The organism is Actinokineospora iranica (genome assembly GCF_900101685.1).
GTDB lineage: Bacteria > Actinomycetota > Actinomycetes > Mycobacteriales > Pseudonocardiaceae > Actinokineospora > Actinokineospora iranica.
Genome location: NZ_FMZZ01000006.1, coordinates 79,991 through 101,669, shown reverse-complemented (window position 1 = coordinate 101,669; position 21,679 = coordinate 79,991). Strand labels below are relative to the sequence as shown.

At 72.8% G+C, this 21,679-nt stretch carries 17 protein-coding genes; 8 read left to right on the top strand and 9 right to left on the bottom strand.

The window, feature by feature from the left end:
* Positions 1-111 precede the first annotated feature (111 nt).
* The 3 genes from BLS56_RS14140 to BLS56_RS14130 are packed head-to-tail and all read left to right on the top strand — an operon-like array spanning position 112 to position 2,163.
* Positions 112-1,176, top strand: a complete 1,065-nt coding sequence (locus tag BLS56_RS14140; RefSeq protein ID WP_091450506.1) for a potassium channel family protein — start codon at positions 112-114, stop codon at positions 1,174-1,176.
* Between the two features lie 57 nt (positions 1,177-1,233).
* Positions 1,234-1,656 carry a hypothetical protein gene (locus BLS56_RS14135; RefSeq protein WP_091450505.1) on the top strand — a complete coding sequence of 141 codons (423 nt, stop codon included), beginning with the start codon at positions 1,234-1,236 and terminating at the stop codon, positions 1,654-1,656.
* Between the two features lie 27 nt (positions 1,657-1,683).
* Positions 1,684-2,163, top strand: coding sequence for a DinB family protein (locus BLS56_RS14130; protein WP_091450504.1), 480 nt, complete (start codon positions 1,684-1,686; stop codon positions 2,161-2,163).
* Between the two features lie 19 nt (positions 2,164-2,182).
* Here the strand turns inward: BLS56_RS14130 and BLS56_RS14125 are convergent, their stop codons facing one another.
* The gene (locus BLS56_RS14125) at positions 2,183-3,346 is read right to left on the bottom strand and encodes a neutral zinc metallopeptidase (protein ID WP_139190677.1); all 1,164 of its coding nucleotides are present in this window, start codon (positions 3,344-3,346) and stop codon (positions 2,183-2,185) included.
* A gap of 179 nt (positions 3,347-3,525) precedes the next feature.
* On the opposite strand from BLS56_RS14125, the gene BLS56_RS14120 reads away from it, so the two are divergent.
* The 4 genes from BLS56_RS14120 (at position 3,526) to nudC (ending at position 9,536) form a co-directional block, all read left to right on the top strand.
* A complete protein-coding gene (locus BLS56_RS14120; RefSeq protein WP_228771657.1) occupies positions 3,526-5,259 on the top strand; it encodes a DUF2207 family protein in 1,734 nt (577 codons plus the stop codon).
* An 89-nt stretch (positions 5,260-5,348) separates the two neighbouring features.
* Positions 5,349-6,632: a M16 family metallopeptidase gene (locus BLS56_RS14115; RefSeq protein WP_091450501.1), complete on the top strand. Its 1,284-nt coding sequence runs from the start codon at positions 5,349-5,351 to the stop codon at positions 6,630-6,632.
* A gap of 523 nt (positions 6,633-7,155) precedes the next feature.
* A complete protein-coding gene (locus tag BLS56_RS14110) occupies positions 7,156-8,511 on the top strand; it encodes a M16 family metallopeptidase (protein WP_091450500.1) in 1,356 nt (451 codons plus the stop codon).
* A gap of 44 nt (positions 8,512-8,555) precedes the next feature.
* Positions 8,556-9,536, top strand: coding sequence for an NAD(+) diphosphatase (gene nudC, locus BLS56_RS14105; RefSeq protein WP_091450499.1), 981 nt, complete (start codon positions 8,556-8,558; stop codon positions 9,534-9,536).
* A 42-nt stretch (positions 9,537-9,578) separates the two neighbouring features.
* On the opposite strand, the gene BLS56_RS14100 is transcribed toward nudC, so the two are convergent.
* Entirely contained in the window at positions 9,579-10,940 is a 1,362-nt protein-coding gene (locus BLS56_RS14100) for a GntT/GntP/DsdX family permease (RefSeq protein ID WP_091450498.1), read from the bottom strand.
* Positions 10,941-10,999: 59 nt separating this feature from the next.
* Positions 11,000-11,473, bottom strand: a complete 474-nt coding sequence (locus tag BLS56_RS14095; protein ID WP_091450858.1) for a gluconokinase — start codon at positions 11,471-11,473, stop codon at positions 11,000-11,002.
* 105 nt (positions 11,474-11,578) lie between these two features.
* On the opposite strand from BLS56_RS14095, the gene BLS56_RS14090 reads away from it, so the two are divergent.
* Positions 11,579-12,271: a FadR/GntR family transcriptional regulator gene (locus BLS56_RS14090; RefSeq protein WP_091450497.1), complete on the top strand. Its 693-nt coding sequence runs from the start codon at positions 11,579-11,581 to the stop codon at positions 12,269-12,271.
* 6 nt (positions 12,272-12,277) lie between these two features.
* Here the strand turns inward: BLS56_RS14090 and BLS56_RS14085 are convergent, their stop codons facing one another.
* The 6 genes from BLS56_RS14085 to BLS56_RS14060 all read right to left on the bottom strand — a co-directional run bounded on the left by BLS56_RS14085 (position 12,278) and on the right by BLS56_RS14060 (position 21,631).
* A complete protein-coding gene (locus tag BLS56_RS14085; protein ID WP_091450496.1) occupies positions 12,278-12,991 on the bottom strand; it encodes a cation transporter in 714 nt (237 codons plus the stop codon).
* Positions 12,988-13,338, bottom strand: coding sequence for a Cd(II)/Pb(II)-sensing metalloregulatory transcriptional regulator CmtR (gene cmtR / locus BLS56_RS14080; protein WP_091450495.1), 351 nt, complete (start codon positions 13,336-13,338; stop codon positions 12,988-12,990). The genes BLS56_RS14085 and cmtR overlap by 4 nt, the downstream gene beginning before the upstream one ends.
* Positions 13,339-13,421: 83 nt before the next feature.
* Positions 13,422-14,687 (bottom strand): DUF2399 domain-containing protein, encoded by a 1,266-nt coding sequence (locus BLS56_RS14075; protein ID WP_091450494.1) that lies wholly within the window; start codon positions 14,685-14,687, stop codon positions 13,422-13,424.
* A complete protein-coding gene (locus BLS56_RS14070; RefSeq protein WP_228771633.1) occupies positions 14,684-18,844 on the bottom strand; it encodes a TIGR02680 family protein in 4,161 nt (1,386 codons plus the stop codon). Before BLS56_RS14070 ends, BLS56_RS14075 begins: the two co-directional genes overlap by 4 nt.
* Positions 18,841-20,073 (bottom strand): TIGR02678 family protein, encoded by a 1,233-nt coding sequence (locus BLS56_RS14065; RefSeq protein WP_091450493.1) that lies wholly within the window; start codon positions 20,071-20,073, stop codon positions 18,841-18,843. The genes BLS56_RS14070 and BLS56_RS14065 overlap by 4 nt, the downstream gene beginning before the upstream one ends.
* Positions 20,063-21,631 (bottom strand): DUF2397 domain-containing protein, encoded by a 1,569-nt coding sequence (locus tag BLS56_RS14060; RefSeq protein ID WP_228771632.1) that lies wholly within the window; start codon positions 21,629-21,631, stop codon positions 20,063-20,065. Before BLS56_RS14060 ends, BLS56_RS14065 begins: the two co-directional genes overlap by 11 nt.
* Positions 21,632-21,679 lie beyond the last annotated feature (48 nt).

The window sequence follows — 21,679 nt, the reverse complement described above, 5'->3', positions numbered from 1 at the left end:
GGCGCCACGATGCCACGCCGCGACCGGCGCGGCGATGAGCCTCACCACAGCTTCGGTGGCGGCTGCGGCTAACCTCACGCGCGTGAGCCGAATGATGTTGGGACGCTCCCGGTGATCCGGCCCAAACGCAAGACCGACAGCCTCATCGAGCGGCCGGAGCACGACCTGGTGGGCGTCATCCGGATGCCCGAGAGCAGCGTCAGCCCGGTCACCTCGATCGTCCGCCGGATCATCTGGGCGGTGCTGGCGCTGTTCGCCGCTGTCCTGATCGTCTACCTGGACCGCGACGGCTACCGGGACGTAAACGAGGACGGTGTCTCGTTCCTCGACGCGGTCTACTACGCCACGGTGTCGCTGTCGACGACCGGCTACGGTGACATCGCCCCGGAAAGCGATTCCGCGCGGCTGATCAACATCCTGGTGATCACCCCGCTGCGCATCCTGTTCCTCATCGTCCTGGTCGGCACCACCCTCGCGGTACTGACCGAGCGCTCACGTCAGGCTTTCAAGATCCAACGGTGGAGGTCGAAGGTGCGAGACCACGTGGTGGTCGTCGGCTATGGCACCAAGGGCCGCTCCGCGGTCAGCGCCGTGCTCTCCGACGGGGTGGAGCCCAGCCGGATCGTGGTGGTCGACACCGACCAGGCCATGCTCGACGCGGCCTCGCTGCTCGGCCTGGTGACCGTGCACGGCTCCGGCACCCGCTCCGACGTGCTGCGGGTCGCCGGGGTGCCGCGCGCGAAGTCGGTCGTGGTCGCGGCCAACCGCGACGACTCGGCCGTGCTGATCACGCTCACCGCCCGCGAGATGGCGCCGAGCGCGCAGATCGTCGCCGCGGTCCGCGAAACCGAGAACGTGCACCTGCTGCGCCAGTCCGGCGCCAACCAGGTCGTGGTCTCCAGCGAGACCGCGGGCCGCCTGCTCGGCATGGCCACGCACACCCCGACCGTGGTCGACATGGTCGAGGACCTGATCACCCCGGACGCGGGCCTGGCGATCGCCGAGCGCGAGGTCGAGCCAAGCGAGGTCGGCGGCTCGCCCCGGCACCTGCCCGACATCGTGCTGGGCATCGTCCGCGCCGGGACGCTGCACCGCGTCGACTCGTCGGAGGCCGACGCCATCGAGTCCGGAGACCGCCTGCTCTACATCAGGAAAGTCACCCCGGCGTCCGACTGATTCACCCGGTAGACCGCAGGGTGGCTGGTATTCGCCCCGGTCTGCGACCATCCGGAGGTGCGCGTCCCGTTCGCCGTCCAGGCGTCTGCCCTCAAGCTGGCGGGCGTCGCGGTGTTCAGCGTCCTGGTCGCGCTGGTGTTCGCGTTCGCGGGCGCTTTCCGCGACTGGTCGCACGCGCCCGAGCAGCCGGTGACGGTGTCCGCGACCGTGCTCATCGGGGTGCCGTGCGCCCGCTCCGGCGTCGAGCAGGTCGCCTACACCCTCGACGGCGTCGAGCACCACGCCCCACTCGACGCCTGCGGCCACGAGCAGGGCGAGACCATCGAGATCACCCTCGGCGCGGGGGAGACCGTCCACCTGGCCCAGGCCACCTCGGGGGCCACGCTCGACGCCCGGCCGGTCGGGGTGGTCCTGATGGTCTTCGCGGGGATGGCGGGCGCCGGTTTCGCCGAGCTGTACCGGCGCCGTGCGCCTGCCTAAGACCTAGTCTCAGGATAGGAGATTCTGATGGGTTCGTTCGATGTGCCGCTGGACGACGAACGCATTCAGCTCGACGCGTTCATCGAGGAGTACCGCGGCGCCATCGAGGCGACTCTCGACGGTCTCACCGAGGGACAGGCCCGCCGCGGACTCGTCCCGTCGGCGACGACGCTGCTCGGGCTGCTCAAGCACGTCACGTGGATGCAGCGGGTGTGGTTCGAGGAGTGCGTCGGCGGCACGTCCCGCCGCGAGCTCGGCCTGGTGCGGAGCCCGGACGAATCCTTCCGGCTCTCCGACGACGACACCATCGCCTCGGTCACGGCGGCCCACCGGAAAGCCTGCGCCACGGCCCGGACGGTGATCGCGGACCTGCCGCTGGACGCCGTCGTGACCGGCCACCGGGCCGGGCCGCGCACGCTTCGCTGGGTGTGCCTGCAAGTGCTGCGGGAGCTGGCCCACCATTGCGGACACGCCGACATCCTGCGCGAACAGGTGCTCGCCGACTGAGTTCTCAGTCCAAGAGCCGTCAAGAGACGTCGGCGGAGTTGGCCGCCCAGGTGTTGCACGGCGCTGTTCGGTTGTTGGTAAACCCGTGTTCCTGCCACGCGCCGTAGTGCTGGGGGGAGCCGTGGTCGGGCGGCGCGCCCTGCTTCCAGTCGCCGCGGGTGTAGCCGTCGGCGAGCATCTCGCGGATCACCTTGTCGTTGATCGACGCCCCGCCGTGCTGCCCGCCCGCGAACCACATGCCGCCGAAGCACTGCGCCTGCAACTCCGAGCGCCGGGAAAGCTCCAACCCGAGCGCGGTTTGGTCGCCCGCCTCGTACCGGGCGTCCCAGTAGGCCTCGTTCACCCCGGACAGCTCCTGGATGTGGTGGCCGAACTCGTGCGCGAACAGCGCCAGGTAGTTGCCGGTCGCGGTGCCGTTGACATCGGTCTGCAGGCCCTCGAACGGCATGTAGATCGTGTTGTTGCTCGGGCAGTAGAACGCCGCCCATGTCCCCTGGTTCGCCGAGCCGCACGGGCTCTCCCAGGTCGTCCCGCCGGGGAACTCCAGGCCGGGGGTGAAGTACGGCAGGCCCGCCCGCTGCATCACCGGCGCCCAGCCCTGCTCGAAGCACGGCAGCGCCGCGGTGAAGAACGCCTGCGCGGACTGCGGGTCGCTGCGCCACGCGGGCAGGCCGCAGGTGACGACGTTGACGCCGTTGCCGGTGCTGAACAGCGGGTTGTCGGCGAGCGTGTAGACCGGCCGCGGGCCCGTCGGGGTGGCGCTGGTGGTCGTGGTCGTCCTGCTCGTCGTGGTGGTGGTCGCCGACGTCGTGGTGGTGGTGGTCGTGGTCCGCGTCGTGGTGGTCGTCGTGGTCGAGATCGGCGCGTAAGTGCTGCCCGGGTAGTCGTAACCGGTGTCGCTGGACGAGCGGCTCTTAGCCGCCGTCGACCGGATGACACCGGTCACGGCGACGCCCGCGATCAGCAGCACGACGAGCGAGAGCGACACGATCAGGCCGGTGTTCGACTTCGGCCGCATCGGCGGGCCCCACCCCGGCGGCGGACCGCCGTAGCCGGGCGGCGGGCCGTAGCCGGGCGGGGGCGGCGGACCGTACGGGCCGGGGAACGGCGCGGTCCCCTGTGCAGGGTGGTAGCCGGGGGCGGGCGGCATCGGGCGCGCCTGCGGCGGCGGAGCCACCGGCATCGGCGGCGGATACGGCCCGTGTGGACGCCAGGGCCCCATCGGCGGCTGGTTCATCGTTGCCCCGCTGTCATCGTTGCCCCGGCTGTCATCGTTCCCCCGTGTCGAGATCGCGGTCCGGGCAGTTCGCCCAGACCGCGGGTGAGCATATGGGCGCTCGGCTATCGTTCGCTGCCGTGTTCATGAATTGGGGGGTCGCCGCGGCGACAGCGGCGGCGGGCATGGCTCTCGCGGCAGGTCAGCCGTCGTTTCCGTCGCCGCCGCCGAGCGCGCCGAGCATCGAGTTCCCGGTGCCCAAGCCCGGCCCGACCGGCTCGGCGACGCCACCGACCATCGACCCGATCCCGCCAAGCGGACGCCCGGGCAGGCCGACGCGCCCGCCGGGCGTCGGGCAGCCGGTGCTGCCGCGCAGCGTGAACGTGCAGCTCAAAGTCGAGCGCGACGGCAGCCTCACGGTGCTGGAACAGGTCGTCGTGCAGGCGAGACAGACGATGACCCGCACCGCGCCGCTGCGCATCGGCGACCGCGTGTTCGCCGTGCGCGACGCCTCCGTCGACGGGAACGGGACCGCCGCGGTCAACGGTGAGACGTTCGTCATGTCGCTGGGCGAAGGCGCGTCCACGGTCAAGTACACCGTGGACGGCGCCATCGCCGACCTGGGCGACCACCTCCAGTTCCGCTGGCAGGTCGCGGGCGGCTGGGACACCAGGCTGGTGTTCCTGCGCGCTTCCCTGCTGACCCCCAAGCGCGGTTCCAACTTCGTCTGCCTGGCCGGTCCTTCCGGCACAGAGGACCGCTGCGACTCCGCGGTCACCGACGGGGGCGGCGTCCTGCGGGTGGTCCAGTCCGATCTGGACACCGCGGCCCGGGTCGACCTCGCCGCCGACCTGCCCGCAGGCCTCGTCCCGGCCAACGCGCGGTTCGAGCGGGCCGGTGGCGCGGCTGGCCCGTTCGCGCTCACCCCGCTCACCGGCGCCGGTCTTGGCCTGCTGACGCTGCTGCTGCTCGGCGGCTTCGCCGCGCTCTGGCTGGCCCGGGGGCGCGACGCCAAGGCGCTGGTCACCGAGGTCGCGCCAGTCGACCTGCCGGCCAAGGACGGCGACCGGGTCACCTTCGCCTCCCCGGACGGCGTGCTGCCCGGCCAGGCGGGCACGGTTGTCGACGAGAAGGTAGACGCCCGGGACCTCAGCGCGACCGTGGTCGACCTCGCGGTGCGCAACTACCTGTGGATCACCGAGTCCGGCGGCGACTGGCAGATCGTGCGCCGCAATCCCGCCGACGACTCACTGACCTCTTACGAACGCGCGCTCTACGACGCGCTCTTGCCCAGCGGCGCCGAGTCGGTCACCCTGTCCGCCCTGCGCGCCACCCCGCCGGACCTCGCGCCTGTCCGGTCGGCGCTCTACGCGGACGCGATCGGCCGCGGGTGGCTGGGCAGGCATCCCGACAGCTTCGGCCGCTGGGGCGTCGCGGGCGCGGCCGTCGTCGTCCTCGGCGCGGCCGCCACGGTGCTGCTCGCGCTCACCGGCGGGCCCGCGCTGCTCGGCGTCGCCCTGGTCATCGGCGGCGTCGCGCTGATGCTCGGCGCGCGCCTCATGCCGGTGCGGACCGAGCGCGGCAGCGTCCTCGTGCAGCAGGTCCGCGGCGTCTTGGGCTACCTGCGCGAGGCCCGCCCGGACGCCGTGCCTGTCGCGGACCGCGAGATGGTCTTCTCCCGGTCGCTGCCTTACGCGGTGGCGTTGGGGGAGACCGAGCAGTGGTTGACCCGCTTCGCGAACCTGGACTCATCGGCCGACGGCACGCCCGGCATGTACTGGTACGCCACCCAGGACGAGGCAGCCGCCCGCGACCACCGGCGCTTCACCGCCCAGTTCCAGGCGTTCCTCGCGGCGCTGGACGAGGTCTGCGCCAACTGAGCCCCCGCTGACCAGCCAAGATCCGAAGTTATCCACAGGCGGGCACCGTGCGCTGTCCGCCTGTGGCCGACCTCCCGTAGGCTCGCCCTGTGACCGTTTCCCAGCTGCACAGGCACACCCTGCCCAACGGCCTCCGCGTCGTTCTCGCCCCCGACTCGACCTCACCGGTCGTCGGCGTCAGCGTGCACTACGACGTGGGTTTCCGGTCCGAGCCCGAGGGCCGGACCGGCTTCGCGCACCTGTTCGAGCACTTGATGTTCCAGGGCAGCGAGAGTCTGGAGAAACTGGCCCACTTCCGGCACGTGCAGTCATCGGGGGGCACCTTCAACGGCTCGACCCACCCCGACTACACCGACTACTTCGAGGTCCTGCCCTCGGCCGCGCTGGAGCGCGCCCTGTTCCTCGAAGCGGACCGGATGCGCGCGCCGAAGCTCACCGAGGAGAACCTCCGCAACCAGATCGACGTGGTGAAGGAGGAGATCCGGCTCAACGTGCTGAACCGCCCCTACGGCGGTTTCCCGTGGATCCTGCTCCCCCCGGTGCTGTTCGACACCTTCCCCAACGCGCACAACGGCTACGGCGGCTTCGAAGACCTCGAACAGGCCACGGTCGCCGACTGCGCCGCGTTCTTCGACACCTACTACGCCCCGGCCAACGCCGTCCTCACCGTCGCGGGCGACTTCACCGTCGAGACCGCCCTGGCGCTGATCGAGAAGCACTTCGGCGACGTCCCGGCCCGCCCGCGCCCGCAACGCCCCTCGTTCGCCGAGCCGCCGCCCGCCGTCGAGATCCGCGCCGACCACCCCGACCCGTTGGCCCCCCTGCCCGCGGTCGCCATCGGCTACCGCATCCCCGACCCGATCGATGAGCTCGACTCCTACATCGCCTACCTGGTTTTGGCAGGCGTCCTCACCGACGGCGACGGCTCCCGCCTGCAACAGCGCCTGGTCTACGGCGACCAGTTGGTCACCGAGGTCAACGCGGGCTGCGGCATGTTCGGCCCCTTCGAGGCCCGCGACCCGGACACCTTCACCATCACCGCGATGCACACCCCCGACGTCGACGTCGACACAGTCCTCTCGGCCATCGACGACGAACTGGACAAACTGGCGAGCACCCCGCCCGCCGCAGCCGAACTGGCCAAGGTCACCGCCCGCTGGGCCGCCAGCCTCCACAAGGAACACGACCGCATAGTCAGCCGCACCCTGGCCCTGGGCGCCTTCGAACTCCTCTACGGCGACCCGTCCCTGGTCTACGAGCTCCCCGACCGCATCAGCGCCGTGACCCCAGACGCCGTCGCGGCCGCCGCCAAGGCCCTGCGCCCCGACTCCCGCGCCGTCCTCACCGTCTCCCCAGCCGGAGACCACGAATGACGCCGCCCGCACCCCCGACCCGCCACCGCCCCACGCCCCATAGCCCCACCACCCAGCCCCGCACCAGCAAGCCCCGCACGCCATCGCGCGCCACGGTGTCTGCCGCGTGCGCGACCGAGCCTCCGGCGTCACCTCCCGCTGCCAGCGCCGTGCCTGTCAGCGCCGTGCCTGTCAGCGCTGCCGGGTTGCCCGCGCCTGCTCGACCCACTCGGTCCGCCGCCGGATCGCATGTCAGCGGGCTTGCCGGTCCGCCGTGCGCCGCCCAGCCCGCCGCAGTGCCTCGCGGTGGCGGACCCGCCGCGCCGAAGCCCTCCGCGCCCAGGCCCGTGTCCCACCCCGCCGAGGCCGCGCTGTCCTTGTTCTCCGAGTCAGCGCCCGGTCCGTTCCCGCGGCAGGCGTCATCCATTTCCGCGCGGCCCGCGCCAAGTCTGATCGTCCAGCCCGGACCGGGCATGGTCGCGTCGCTCGTCCGCGCCACCCTTTCGCATCCCGTTCGCCTTGTCTCGTTCGCAGGAGGAAGCCAGTGAGTCGCACCGCCGAGGAGATCGGGCGCACCGCCGTGGGGCCGCGCCCCCTCCCGCCGCTTGGCGAGCAGCGGGCGGCAGCCAATCTGTCCTCAGTGGACACCGTGCTGGACAACGGGCTGCGGGTCATCGCCGTGCACCTGCCGACGGTGCCGATGGTCGAGGTGCGGCTGCGCATCCCGTTCGCGGGTGAGGACCCGATGCACGCGGCGCGGGCCGAGGTCTTGGCCGCGGCGATCCTGACCGGCACCGAGAAGCGGGACCGGGTGGGGGTCGACACCGAACTGGCCCTCGCCGGGGGCGAGTTGTCCGCCATGGTCGACCCGGAGTTGCTCGCGATCGGCGGCAACGCGCTCGCCAGCGGGTTCGAGACCCTGCTCGACGTCCTGGCCGACGCTCTCACCGGCGCGGTCTACCGCGACGACGAGGTGGCGGGCGAGCGGGACCGGCTGGTCGAGCGGATCACCGTCGCCCGGTCGCAGCCCAACGTGATCGCGCGGCAGGCGCTGCAGAAGCACCGCTACGGCGACCACCCCATCACCCGCGAGATGCCAGAAGCGGCCGACGTCGCCACGGTCGAGCCCGCCGACGTGCGCGCGCTGCACGCCGCCGCGGTGCTTCCGCGCAACTCGGTCCTCGTCGTGGTCGGCGACATCGAGCCCAAGCGGGCCGTCGCCGGGATCGACGCGGCGCTGTCCGGGTGGAAGTCGGACCAGGCCGCCGCGATCCTGCCGCCGCTGCCCGAGTTGACCCCGGGCGACCTGCTGCTGGTCGACCGGCCCGGCGCCGTGCAGTCCCAGTTCCGCCTTTCCGCGCAGTCGATCACCCGCACCGACCCGCGCTACCCGGCCCTGCAACTGGCCAACCTCGCCTTCGGCGGCTTCTTCTCCTCCCGCCTGGTCGAGAACATCCGCGAGGACAAGGGCTTCACCTACCACGCCCGCTCCTACCCGGAGTTCACCCCGCACGGCGCGACCCTGCTGATCGACACCGACACCGCCAGCAAGGTCACCGCCGCCGCTCTCCTGGAGATCCGCTACGAGCTGGGCAGGCTCGCCCTGTCCCCGCCCACCGAGTCCGAAGTGGACACCGTCCGCCAGTACGCGATCGGCTCGCTGGTCACCAGCACGTCCTCCCAGGGCGGCCTCGCCTCCCAGTTGGCCGCGCTCGCCGTCCTCGGGCACGGCGTCGACTGGCTGGTCCAGCACCCCGAGCGACTCAAAGCCGTCACCGTCGACGACGTCGCCGCCGCGGCGGCCGAGTTCTTCGCCCCGACCAGGTTCACCGGCGTCATCGTCGGCGACGCGCGCGAACTCGACAGCCTGCGGCTGCTCGGAGGTGTCCGATTCCCATGACCACGAGCGGCTGAGGCGATGCGCCCGCGCCAGGGGGTGCGCCCGTGACCGCGGAGCCATTCGGACTCGCCACGCTGCCCGCGCTTTCCCGCTCCACCATCGAACGGGACGAGACCGCCCGCAAGGACGACGCCCGGCTTGACCGGCTCTGGAAGGCGGGCCAGGTCCTGCTGGTCGACCGGCACGGCCGCACCCCGGTCCGGGACGACGCCACCGCGCTGGCCCTGCGCCCGTCGTCCGCGATCGGCGACGAGCGGCCCGTCCAGGCGAGCCTGCTCGGCGAACAGGGCGACCTCGCGTACTGGACGATGCCAGCCCGGGAGCCGTTCCGCGACGGCGCCGTGCCGCCGCCGAACGGCTGGGGCCTGTGGCCGGGCGCGGTCTCCGCGACCGGCGAGCAGTGGCACGACCTGCGTGGCGTCGGCGCGCTGCTCGACGACACCGACGCAGGCCTGTTCACCACCGCGGTCGCCCTCGCCAACTGGCACGCCCGAGCCAGGTTCTGCGCTGCCTGCGGCTCCCCGGTCGAGGTCACCGCGGCCGGGTGGGCGGCCACCTGCACCGGGTGCCACCGGGAGGAATACCCGCGCACCGACCCGGCCGTCATCTGCCTCATCCACGACGGCGTCGGCGTCAACGGCGAGCACGTCCTCCTCGCCCGCCAGCCGGTCTGGCCCCCGGGCCGCTACTCGGTTCTCGCGGGCTTCGTCGAGGCGGGGGAGTCCTTGGAGGCCTGCGTCGAACGCGAGATGGCCGAGGAAGTCGGCGTCGGAGTCACGGGCATCCGCTACCTGGGCAGCCAACCCTGGCCGTTCCCCCGCTCGGTCATGATCGGCTTCGCCGCCGTCGCCGACCGCGATGCCCCGCTGGTGCTCGCCGAAGGCGAAATCGAGCGCGCCCGCTGGGTCCCCCGCGCCGAAGTCCGCGAGGCCCTGGCAGGCGACGGCGAAACCGGCGACCTGATCCTCCCCGGCGCCACCTCGATAGCCCTGCAGATGCTGCAAGGCTGGGCGGCGGCCGGGTAGCACCCGCGGATTCGTCGGCTGGAGGCCGTGGAGCGGAGATGCCTAGAGCAGCAGGCTCAGCGGCATGATCAGGGCGATCGCGGTGACCGAGATGATCGTCTCCATGATCGACCACGTCTTGATCGTCTGCCCCACTGTCATGCCGAAGTACTCCTTGACCAGCCAGAATCCCGCGTCGTTGACGTGTGAGAAGAACAGGGAGCCCGCGCCGATGGCCAGCGCCAGCAGGGCCGACTGAGCCGGTTCCATGCCCGCGGCCAGCGGGGCGATGATGCCCGCGGCCGAGATGGTGGCGACGGTGGCCGAGCCGGTGGCGAGGCGGATGGCGACGGCGATCAGCCAGCCCAGCAGCAGCGGGGAGAAGTTCGCGTCCGTGGCCAGGGACGTGATCACGTCGCCGACGCCCGCGTCGATCAGGGTCTGCTTGAAGCCGCCGCCCGCGCCGACGATGAGCAGGATACCCGCGATCGGCGGCAGGGACGCCGCGATCGACGTCGACAGCCGGTCCCGGCCGAAGCCCGCGCCCCGGCCGAGGGTGACCATGCCGACGAGCACCGCGGCCAGCAGCGCCACCAGCGGGCTGCCCAGGAAGTCCAGCGCCCGCCGCACGGTGTTTTCCTTGTCCAGCAGGATGTCCGCGAGCGCCTTGCCCATCATCAGCACGACCGGCAGCAGCACCGTCGACAGCGTCGCGGCGAAACTCGGCCTGCGCGCGTGCGCCTCGGTGGGCTTCGGCACCAGGTGTTCCGGCACGGTCGCGGTCACCCACCGGGACGCCAGCTTGGCGAACAGCGGCCCCGCGACGATCACCGTCGGGATCGCCACCAGCACGCCCAGGCCGAGCGTCAACCCGAGGTCGGCGTTCAGCGCGTCCACCGCGACCAGCGGACCCGGGTGCGGCGGCACCAGCCCGTGCAGCACGGACAGCCCCGCCAGCGCCGGAATCCCCAGCAGCATCAGCGGTTGCCCGCTGCGCCGCGCGGTGAGCAGCACCACCGGGATCAGCATGACCAGGCCGATCTCGAAGAACATCGGCAGCCCGATCAGCGCCGCCACCAGCGCCATCGCCCACGGCAGCCGCGCCCCCGACGCCTTGCCCATGATGGTGTCCACGATCTGGTCGGCGCCGCCGGAGTCGGCGAGCAGCTTGCCCAGCATCGCGCCCAGCGCGATCAGCACGCCCACACCGGCCACAGTGGACCCGACGCCCTTGGTGAAGCCCTCGATCAGCTTGTCGACCGGCATCCCGGCCGCCAGTCCCAGCAGCCCCGAGCCCAGGATCAGGGCCAGGAACGGGTGCAGCTTGGCTTTGGTGATCAGCACGACGATCAGCGCGATGCCCACCAGCGCCGCGCCGATGAGTCTGGTGTCGTGGCCAGTCCAGCCCGCGGCAAGCGTGGTCACGGGTTCTCCGTTCGTGATGGACCGACGGCGGTCGTCGGAATGCCCATGGCGTCGGCGGGCTATCGGGCGGGGAGGGCGGCGGCGGCCAGTTCCTCTGGGGTGTGGGTGATGTCGAGTCGGACGCCGGGCTCGTCGGGGCCCAGTGGCTCCAGGTCGGCCAGTTGCGAGTCGAGCAGGCTGGCGGGCATGAAGTGGCCGGAGCGGCGGGTGATCCGGTCCGCGAGCACCGACTTGTCCCCGTGCAGGTGGACGAACCAGACGTCGTCGGGGGCGGCGCGGCGGAGCAGGTCGCGGTAGGGGCGTTTGAGCGCGGAGCAGGTCACCACCCCGCCGCCGGTTCGCGCGCGCTCGGCGATCCAGTCGGCGATGGCCGCCAGCCAGGGACAGCGGTCCTCGTCGGTCAGCGGGATGCCCGCGGTCATCTTCGCGATGTTGGCGGGCGGGTGGAACTCGTCGGCCTCGGCCAGGGGGACGCCAAGGCGGGCGGCTAGCAGGGCGGCCACGGTGGTCTTGCCGGACCCCGAGACACCCATCACGACCACAACGGTGTGCTCTGTCACGCTGGTCAGTGAAACCCAAAAGTACTACTTATTCAAGAGCTGGCCACAGATTGGTCATACGAGTGGGATAGTGGCCCGGTGACCTCAGGACTTCCCGGCCAGGTGCTCGACCAGCTCGGCGCGGCCATCGTGAACGGCGAGTACCCGCCCGGCGCGGTCCTACGCACCGAGGAGCTGGAGCGCGCCTTCGCCGTGTCCCGCACCGTCGCGCGGGAGGCGCTGCGGGTGCTGGAGGCGATGCGGCTGGTCACCAGCAGGCGCCGGGTGGGCATCACCGTGCAGCCGCTGGCGGCGTGGAACCTCTACGACCCGCTGGTCATCCGCTGGCGGCTCGCCTGCGAAGCCCGCGCCGACCAGCTGCGCTCGCTGAGCGAGTTGCGCTCGGCCACCGAGCCGGTCGCCGCGGCCCTCGCCGCGCGCCGGGCCACCCCGGAGCAGGCGGGCGAGCTGACCGTCCTCGCGGTCAACCTGCGCGCCACCGCGAAGGCCCGCGACCTCGACGCCTTCCTGGTCCACGACATCGCCTTCCACCGGCTCGTCCTGGCCGCGTCGGGCAACGAGATGTTCACCCAGTTAGGCGATGTCGTCGGGGAGGTCTTGACCGGCCGCACCCACTACCACCTGATGCCGGAGGAACCCCAGCCCGCGGCCGTCCGCCTGCACATCGAGGTCGCCGAGGCCATCGCGGCAGGCGCCCCGGACCGCGCTGAGGCCGCCATGCGGGCGATCGTCACGCAGGCGATGGAGGAAATGGAGCTCGGCCTGCCGTGAGGGGCGTCAGCAGCAGTGCTCGCCGCGCCAGGCTTCGCGGCCTTCCCTGACCGCGACGGCGGCGATGGCCAGTGCGACGACCGGGTCCGCCCAGGACCAGCCGAACAGGGAGTTCAGCAGCAGGCCGACCAGCAGCACGCCGGACAGGTACGTGCACAGCAGGGTCTGCTTGGAGTCGGCCACGGCGCTGGCCGAGCCCAGTTCGCGGCCCGCTCGGCGCTGCGCCGCCGAGAGTATCGGCATGACCAGCAGCGACACGGCCGCCAGCGCGATGCCGACGGAGGAATGGCCCGCGGCTTCGGCGCCCAGCAGGGAGCGCGCCGATTCGACGGTGACGTAGGCGGCGAGCGCGAAGAACGACACGGCGATCGCCTTCAGCGCCGCGCGCTCGCGGGCTTCGGGGTCGGAGCCGGAGAACTGCCAGGCCACCGCGGTCGCGGAGGCGACCTCGATGACCGAGTCCAGGCCGAAGCCGACCAGCGCCGTGGATGAGGCGACCGTGCCCGCGGTGATGGCGACAATGGCCTCGATGACGTTGTAGGTGATGGTCACGGCCACCAGCAGCCGCACCCTGCGGGTCAGCGCCGCCCGCAGGGTCGGGGCCAGGGCGGAACTCTTGGTGGCCTTGGGTGTGCAGCACCTGTCCGCGCAGCCGTCTCCGGCCTGCGCGGGGGCGGGCGGCAGCGTCGGTGACGGGTCGACCCGGTCGTCAGTGCTCATCTGCCTGCTTCCGGCGTGGTCGCGGGCCGCTTGTCGTTGGCGCAGGGCTCGGTGGTGTCCACGGCGAGCACGACCTTGGCCAGTTCGCCTAGGGCCCGCGCCAGGTGGGCGTCGGCCAGGGCGTAGTGAACCTGGCGGCCCTCGTAGGTGGCCACGACCAGGCCGCAGCCGCGCAGGCAGGACAGGTGGTTGGACACGTTGGAGCGGGTCAGGCCCAGGCGGTCGGCGAGCTGGGCGGGGTAGCGGACGCCGTCCAGCAGGGCCACGAGGATGCGGCAGCGGGTCGGGTCGGCCAGCGCCTTGCCCAGCCGGGCCAGCGCGTCCGCACGGGTCTCACACTTCAACATAGCCGCAACAGTACAGCTCTGGCTGTACTACAGTCACGGCTGAATCGTCGGGTTCTTCAGGACGAGGTGCGCGGAAGGCGCGCTCAGGCTGCCGCCAGGCCTGCCTTGAGGTCGGCGAGTAGCAGGTCGAGGACGACTTCCTCCTCCACCGCCCAGCCCGCGCGCATGGCTTCCGGCAGGGTCGGGTCCCACGGGGTCGGGCCGGGTTCCGCGCCCAGCGGCGGGAGGTCGACCTCGTCGGCGCGGGCCAGATCCAGGGCTTCGCGGTAGTCGTCGGCGCCGAGGCGCCAGGGGGCGCCGCCGGTCAGGTCGAGGACCTGGCGGGCGATCAGGAGGCCGTCGCGGTCGAAGTCGCCGTGGTGGCGGATGGCCGCGCCCGCGTCGGCGAGGTGGGCCAGGAGTTGCCGCGCGACGGTGTTCAGGTGGCCTGACACGCACACCAGGGGATGGGTGGCGCCCGCGTCCACGGCCGCCTCGACCACGCGCGGGTTCTCGCACACCGCGACCACGGTTCCCTTGGGCGCCACCAGATCCGCCGCCCGCAGGTCGCGTAGCGTCAGGTGCGTCGGGAAACCAGCCGCCGTGCGGTCAGCCATGGCGGGGACCGGGAGCGCCCAGCACAGCACGGTCGCGGAAACGCTGTCGAGCGCGACACCGCAGCGCTCCCACAGGGTCCGCTCGTCGCGCGCCGAGCGTGGGAACTCCACCCCGTGCGCCAGCGCCGCCGCGCGCAGCACCAGCCCGGCCAATTTCTGGCCCCGGTCAAGGGAATGCGCGCCGCCGCCGTGGCGGGCGGCCAGATCGGCCCGCGCGGACCACGTCTCGGGAATGGCGTTCGGGTCCAGAGTCAGGCGGGCCAGGATCGCCGCAGCGCGGGAAGCCGGTTCCGCCAGGCGTTCCGGGGGGATCTTGGCGTAGCGGCGCACGTGGTCGACCCAGTACGGCGCCCACGCGCGCGATTGCAGGCCCGCCGAGGCCAGCGCGCCGGTCAGGATCTCGTTGACCCACTCCCGCCGCGACGCGTCCACCGACGCCTGCACTGGGTTGAACTCCGCGGGCTCGCCGTGCACGGCGGCCAGCACCTCGGCCAGTCCACAGTGGAATTTCCCGGCCCGCAGCCGGGTGTCCAGGTCGGCCACCACGATCGTCGTGCCGATCCCGGCGGCCAGCCGAGCCCGCGCGGGCGGCTCGTCGAACGCGCCGAGCAGCGCGGACACCGCGTCCGCCGCCGAGTGGTCCGGCGGCTTGTAGCCGAGCTTGACCTGCCCGCGCGCCACCGCTTTGCGCGCCTGCCGCCACAGCACCTCGTACTCGGGCCGCCCGTATTCGCGGGCCAAGTCGCCGGTCACGGGTCGTCCCGGTCGAGGCCCGCGCCGTCCCAGGTGGTGTGCGTGCAGGCGACGCCGTGGCCGGACTTGGGCCGCAGCACGTCGTAGATGTGCATCCGGGGAATCCGGTCGGACACGCCCCAGCCGCTGGGCCAGGTGATGATCCAGTCCATGTCCAGGTCGACCAGCAGGCCCAGCATCCGCGCGATCGTCGGGTCGTCCAGCCGCTCGAACGCCTCGTCCAGCAGCACCAGCCGCAGCGGCGCCATCCGCGAGGTCGCCGACACGCCCGCGGTGATCGCGCCGTAGAACGCCGCCGCGGCGGCGAACAGGGTCACATACGAGATCAGCCGCGTCTCACCGGAGGAAAGCTGCCGCAGCCGCCGCGAGCGCGGCTTGCCGTCGGGGCCGGTGTCGCGGACCCGCACGGTGAAGGAGAACCACGACCGGTAGTCCAGCGCCCGCGCCAGGATCTCGGTGTACCCGCCGGACGCGGTGTCCCGCTCGGCCTCGATCCGCTCGGTGAACACCTGCTGCAACCGGGTGTCCTGCTCCTCGGTGCGCTGCGCGAACGGCATCCGCAGCAGCCGCAGAGCCTCCACAGTGGACTCGTCCAGCCACGCGGCGGGCTGCCATTCGAGCTGCACGTGCACGCCCTGGCTGGAGCGCGCCGAGTCGAGCACGTCGTTCATCCGGCGGGTCAGGTCCTCGGCGACCGAGACCTGCGTCGACAGCCGCTCGGCCAGCTCCCGCACCAGGTGCAGCGCGAAGATCCCCTGGTACTGCTCGGTCAGAAACCCGCGCCGCTCGGCCAGCCGCTCGGCGACCCGCCGCGCCGCCACCGCGACCGGGGCCGGACCGTCCTCAGCGGACACCACGACGGTCAGGATGCCCGCGTGCCGCTCGGGCAGCACGTTGTGCGTGCCCGCGAGAGAAGCCTGCAACGCTTGCAGCTTGGTCAGCACGTTCTCTTCCGAAGGCAGCCGCTTCGCTTGCGCCACCGCGTTTTCCAGCAGCGCGTACGCCTCTTCGTCGTCCTCGGGCCGGTCGTCGGCCACCGCGGCCTCCCACACGCCGGGCGCGCCGAGGGCGTCGGCGAACGCCCGCGCGGCGGCGTCGGCTGCCGCGCGCTTGCCGTCGATCTCGGCCATGCGGGTGTCCAGCAGGGTCTGCGTCTTCACGACCTGGTTGGACAGCTCGGTCGCGGCCTTGCGGGTCTCGGGCAGCTCCTGGCGGGTGGCCCGTCGCTGTCGCTCCAGGTCGCCGAGCTGGCGGGAGACTTCCTCGGCCTCGCCGCCGACCGCGGCCGTCAGCTCGGCCAGGGCCGCGGCTTCCCGGTGGAAGGCAAGGCATTTCTCGTCGGCGACCCGCTCGGCCGTGGCGCGGTCGTCGGCGGCGGCGTTGTGGTCGTGCAGCGCCTCGACCAGGTCGCGCACCGTGCCGACGCACCGCTTGGCGAGCGCGTCGCGCAGGCTCAGCGCCGACCCGCGCGCCTGGGTGGCCGCGCGGTGCGCCTGCCGCAGCGCCTCGGTGTCCGGCGCGATTCCCGCCGCGCCCGCGTCCTGGGCGAGTTCGGTCACCATCGCCTGGACCCGGCCGTCGGCGGCCACGTGCTCGGTCCGCAGCCGCTCGGCCTTCGCGGCGGCATCCTCGGCCTGCCGGGCGGCCTGCTCGACGGTCACCCGCGCGCCGATCAGCTCGCGGTCGTCGGGGAACGCGTCGAGGTGCCGGTCCCACACCTCCACGGTCGCCGTGCGCTCCCGCAGCTCGGCTTCCGCGGCGGAAAGCTCTTCGTGCAGCCGTTCCAGCGCGGCCGCCAGCTCGGCGATCGCCCGCTTGCGCGCGGCCTCCCGCGCGCCTGCCCCGACGAACTCGGCGTCTTGTTTGGACAGCGCGCCGCGCAGCACGCCCGCGCGCCACCGGCCGGAAGGCCACACGGCCAAGCCGCCATGGTCGGCGGCATAGGAAACCGCCGCCAGCAGCCTCGACACCGCTTCCGCAGACACCGGGCTGTCCGGCTCCACGGCCGGGACAAGCGCCGCGGCCAACGACTTCGGCGCGGTCGGAGCGTCCACTGAAGCGTCCACTGAAGCGTCCACTGGGCCGTCCACACTGGCCAGAACGTCCGCGAGGTCCGGGTCGGCCACCACGCCGTCCGCGCTCACCCACGCCGTCAGCAGCCCGCTGGCCTGCAACGCCGCTTCGAGCCCGGCCCGCGCGGCGGCGTCGATGCCGTCGGCGAAGTCGACCAGCCGGTAGAACGGCGCACCTGCCCCGGGATCGCGCTCGGCGCTGGCGTACTGCGGCGGCGGGGGAGCGGCGTCGACGCCCTTGCGCAGCTCGATGAGCCGCCGCTCGGTGTCCTTGATCTGCCCGACCAGCCCGTCCACGGACTGCCGCGCGGCCACGACCCGCTGCCGCAGCCCGGAAATGTGCGGCGCGGCCCACTGCCGGGCCGCGTCACGCGCCTCCCGGGTCCGGTCCGGGCCCGCCTGCACCTCGGCGGGCGTCGGCGGCTGCGGCGGGCGGGGCGCGTGGTCCTCGGCGAACGGCCCGGCCGCGGTCCACGCGACCGCCTTCTCACACCACACTTCCGCCGCGACCATGAAGCGCTGCCAGGCCTCGTTGCGCCGCCCGGCCGACTCGGTTGCCTCGATCTGCGCGTCGCGGGCCTTGGCGCGCAGCTTGTCCAGCTCCTGCCGGTCCGCGTCGAGGCTCTGCGACCGCTCGTGCAGCGACATCGCCAGCGCGCCGCGCCGGGAGAGCACGGCCGCGACCTCGGCAGCCTGTGCTCCGGCGGCGGAGAAACCGGCGTCGAGCTCGTCCGGGGCGAGCGCGGGCGGGGTGCGGCGCTGGATCTCCAGCGGCTCGGCCTCCGGGTCGGGCTTGGCGCGCACCTGGTCGGACTCGGTGCGCGGCAGCGGTTTCGGCGCCGCGGGCACCTTCGGGCTCAACGCCGGGTCGAGTCCGGCGGCGGCCAGACCGTCCCTTGTGGACTGGGCGAGCTCGGTGGCGTCCTCGACGTCCCCGCCGAGCCTGCGCAGCACGGTCAGCACCGTCTCGACCGCGCGATCGGCGTGGTTGCGCTGCACAGCGGCGTTGTCGAGCGCGGCGGTCGCGGCCTCCCGGGTGCGCTCGACCAGCTTCTCCCGGTCCTGCAAATCGCGCAGCCCCTGGTATGCGGGCAGCGACTTGAGCGAGTCGATGCTGTTCTCCAGCTCGACGTCGCGGTCCTCCAGCGCCCGCACCCGGTCCTCGGCCTCGGCGTGCCGGGCGTCGTCGGCGGTGAGCTTCCCTTGCAGTTTCCGGATTTCGGCGTGCGCGCTGTCCAGCGCGCGGTTCGCCGCCTGCGCCCGCCCACCGGCGGCGTGCAGCGCGCCGAGGGCGTAGCCGGAGTAGCCGGACAGGAACGCGCTCATCGCCGCGTCGGCCGCGCCGAGCCTGCCGATGTTCTCCCGGATCGACTCCAGGTCCTCGAACGAGGTGGCCAGCTGCTCCACCACGCCCGCGTCCAGCGGCGGCAGCGCGTCGGACAGGATCTGCTCAAGCTGCCCGTCCTGCACCTTCAACCCGATGTCCGGGTTGCGCAGCGTTCGCTGGAGGTGCAGGAGGTCGCCGTAGCGCCCGCCGGGCACGCCGTAGACGGTCTCGGCGACCTTCGCGCGGAACGCGGTCTCATCGTAGACCCGGTCCGCGCCAAGGACTTCCCGCAGCGCGGCCGGACCGAGCGGCACGCGGTCCGGGGAGGCGAGCTGGAAGTGCGTGCCCACCCGCGACGGCGTGACGAACCGCCACGAGTCGCTGATCTGCTGCGAGGTCGCCGACGCCTTCACCCCGATGCCGCAGGTCAGGTACTCGTCGCCGCCGCGCGCAGTGGTGCGGTGCAACTCGATCCAGGCGTAGCCGATGCGGTTCGGGCCGCCGTCGTAGTCGTCGAGCATCAGCCGCCGGATCGACACCGTGCCCGCACCCTTGGAGCCCAGGTAGCGCAGATCGCCGTCCAGACACAGCGGCAGCAGCAGTTCCAGCGTGCGCGACTTGCCGGACCCGTTGGTGCCCTGGAAGATCGCGCGCCCGCCGGAGAAGTCGAACGTCTGCTCGCGGTACTGCCAGATGTTGACGATCCCGCCCCGGTGCAGCCGCCAGCGGCCGAACACCTCGTGTTCCTGCTCGCTCACACGCCACCTTCCTCGTCGAACAGGGACCAGCCCGGCTCCGGCGGCGCCTCGGGCGCACTCGGCCGGGTCGGGGTGTCGTCCGGCTGCGGCAGCCAGCGGTGCGCGGCCGGGCTGATCAGCCAGCCGTCGCCGTCGGGCAGCGCCAGACTCAGCCGGGACAGCAGTCCCGTCACCGAGTCCACCAGCGCGTCGACGTCCTCGGTCGCCTGCCGCGACCACGCCGCCGGGTATTCCGCCACCAGCCGCTCGCACACCTCGCGCAGCGCGGCTCTGGTGACCGGAACCCGGCCGTCACGGCGCGGCTCACCGTCCTCTTCGGACTCTCCGGACTCCCCGGACAGTAGGTCGGGCAGGGCCAAAAGCGCGATCCGCGCCACCGTGCCGGTGGACGGGAACAGGACGTCGGTCAGGTATTCCTCCGGGTCGGTGACCGCGACGCCCTCGGCGCGGGTCTCGGTGATCAGGCCGAAGCACCGCTCCAGCACCACGGACTCGCGGCGCTGCCTGCGCAGCAGCCAGTCCGCCTCGTCGGCGGGCAGGTCGGCGTGCAGCGTCACGGGATTCTCCACCAGCCGCCGCCGCACCGCGTGCTCGGTGCCCAGTTGGCCCGGCGATGCCGCCGACTCGATCAGCTCGTCGGCGGACTCGGCTTCGGCCAGCGGACCGGCGAGCAACTGGCCGAGCAGATCGGTGTGGATGGTGATCAGCGCCTCCGCGGTCGCCTCGCCGATCAGCCCGGCGACGCTGCCGTCGGTCTCGGTGATCACGCCCAGCCCGATCAGGTGGCGCAGCGCCGCGGTCAGCGCGCGCCGGTCGCCGATGTCGTCGGCCACCGCGACGCCCGCTTCGGCCGCCGTCGCCCGCACGTCCGCGACCAGGCGCGACAGCAGCACCTGCTTACCGACGCCGGTCAGCGCCGCCATGGTCAGGCAGACATACGCGTAGGCGCGCGGCGACAGCGCAGGCTCGCCGCGGGTGGCGTCGCGGCCCGGTCCGGCTTTGTAGAGGCGCGCGAACCGCCGCTCGACCACGAGCCGGTAGCCGAGCAGGCTCGCGAACATCTCCTGCAACGCCACCCGGTAGCGGTAGACCAGCGGCAAGAGGTCGCCGTCAGGCCCGCCGGGGCGCAGGAGCGGGTGCCGCAGCAGCACCTTCGCGCAGCGGGCGACGTTGCCCGCGTCGATGTCGGACAGGTCGGCGAGCACGTCGACCCGGGACTTAACGGCCATCGCGCACCTTCCTCCCCGTCTCGACCCGGCTGATCCCCAGCGCGGTGTCGCGCAACGTCAGCGTGCCCGACGAACTGCGGATGCGGGTCATCCGGCCAGGCTCGGGGGTCAGGGTGAGGGAGAGCCCGCGCACCTGGTCGGTGGCCGTGCCCGGGTCGGCCGCGCCCTCCCGCTGCGCCATGGCCAGCGTCAGCAGCTCGCACAGCGCGCCCAACGCCTCCCCGGACAGCGTCACCTCAGCCAGGTTGGTCGACGCGGCGGCAAGCTCCGCCGAGGCCGCCTCCCGCCGCTCGTCGGCCTCGCGCGCCTGGGCGAGCAGCCCCTGCTCGGTGATCGGGTCGTCCATGATCCGCGACGTCCGGCCGCGCGCGCCCCGGTCGCCCCGGCCGCGCACGCTGACCGACACGTCCAGCGCCGGGCCGTCCTGCCATGGCGTGTGCTCGTCGTCGCCGTCGTGCTCCGGCGCGGGCACCAGGTTGCGGGCCGAGTACAGCCCGAACGCGGCCGCGTAGATCGCGTGCGCCTCGTCGGCGGTGGCCTGGTCGAACCAGCCCGCCAGCTTCACCAGCTCCGCGCGCCTGCTCGGCAGCAGCCCGCCGCCCGTGGTCGCCCGGCGCACCGTGGCCAGCAGCGCGCCGATGGCCCGGGTCGTCGCGTCGCGCAGGGCGGTCACCTGGCTGGGGTTGCCCGGCCGGTCGGCGAACCAGTCGGTCAGCTCCTGCCAGTCGGCCTCGCTGCGCCCCCGAGTGCGCTCCACCGCAGCGCCCAGCTGCTCCGCGGGCCGCAGCAGCCGCACCAGCTCGCCCCGGGCGCCGCGCAGGGTGGCGAGGGCGGCCGCGATCGCCGGGGTGTGCCGCAGCACGTCCTCGACCACGAGCTGGATGTACTCGACCAGCAGGTTGCGGAACCCGGAGATCTCCTCCGGCGCCAGGTGGTGGCGGGTGAGGACCTGCCCGAGGTAGGCGTAGAAGTCGCGGACCGTGGCGGCCAGCTCGGCGTGCTGCAGGAACAGCGTCGTCACCCGCTCGGCCAGCTGCTCCCGGGCCCGGCGCGCGGGCAGCGACGCCGCGTCCTGCTGGCTGCGCGCCGATGCGGTGGCCAGCGTCTCACCCAGCTCGGACAGGCCGCGCTCGATGGCGGGCAGCAGCTCCCGGGACACCTCGCGGGCGCCCTCGGGCACCCGCAGCAGCTCGTCGACGTCACGCTGGACGCGCACGGCGAGCTTGCTGACCTGGTAGCGCATGGAGCCCTGCTGGAACTCCGCGATGCTCGCCGCGATCGTCTCCCGGCGGCCGTGCACCAGGTTGCCCCACTCCACAAGCTGCCGCAGCCGGGGGATCACCACGTCGATGTGCGACTCGCCGATGTCGATCCGGCCGTCCCGCTCGGCCGCCGCCAGCGCCGAGGACACCTCGCCCGCGGACAGATCGGCCAACAGCGTCGAGGTGAACAACCGCATGATCGCCAGGTACGTGCGGTGGTGCTCACGGGGTTGCAGGTAGGCGTACAGCTGGAGCCTGCGCTGGGCGTCGGCGCTGCTGTCCTGCTCGTCCTCCACGGCGGGCCACGATAGCCCGCCGCTCCGACAACCGGAACGGACACCCGC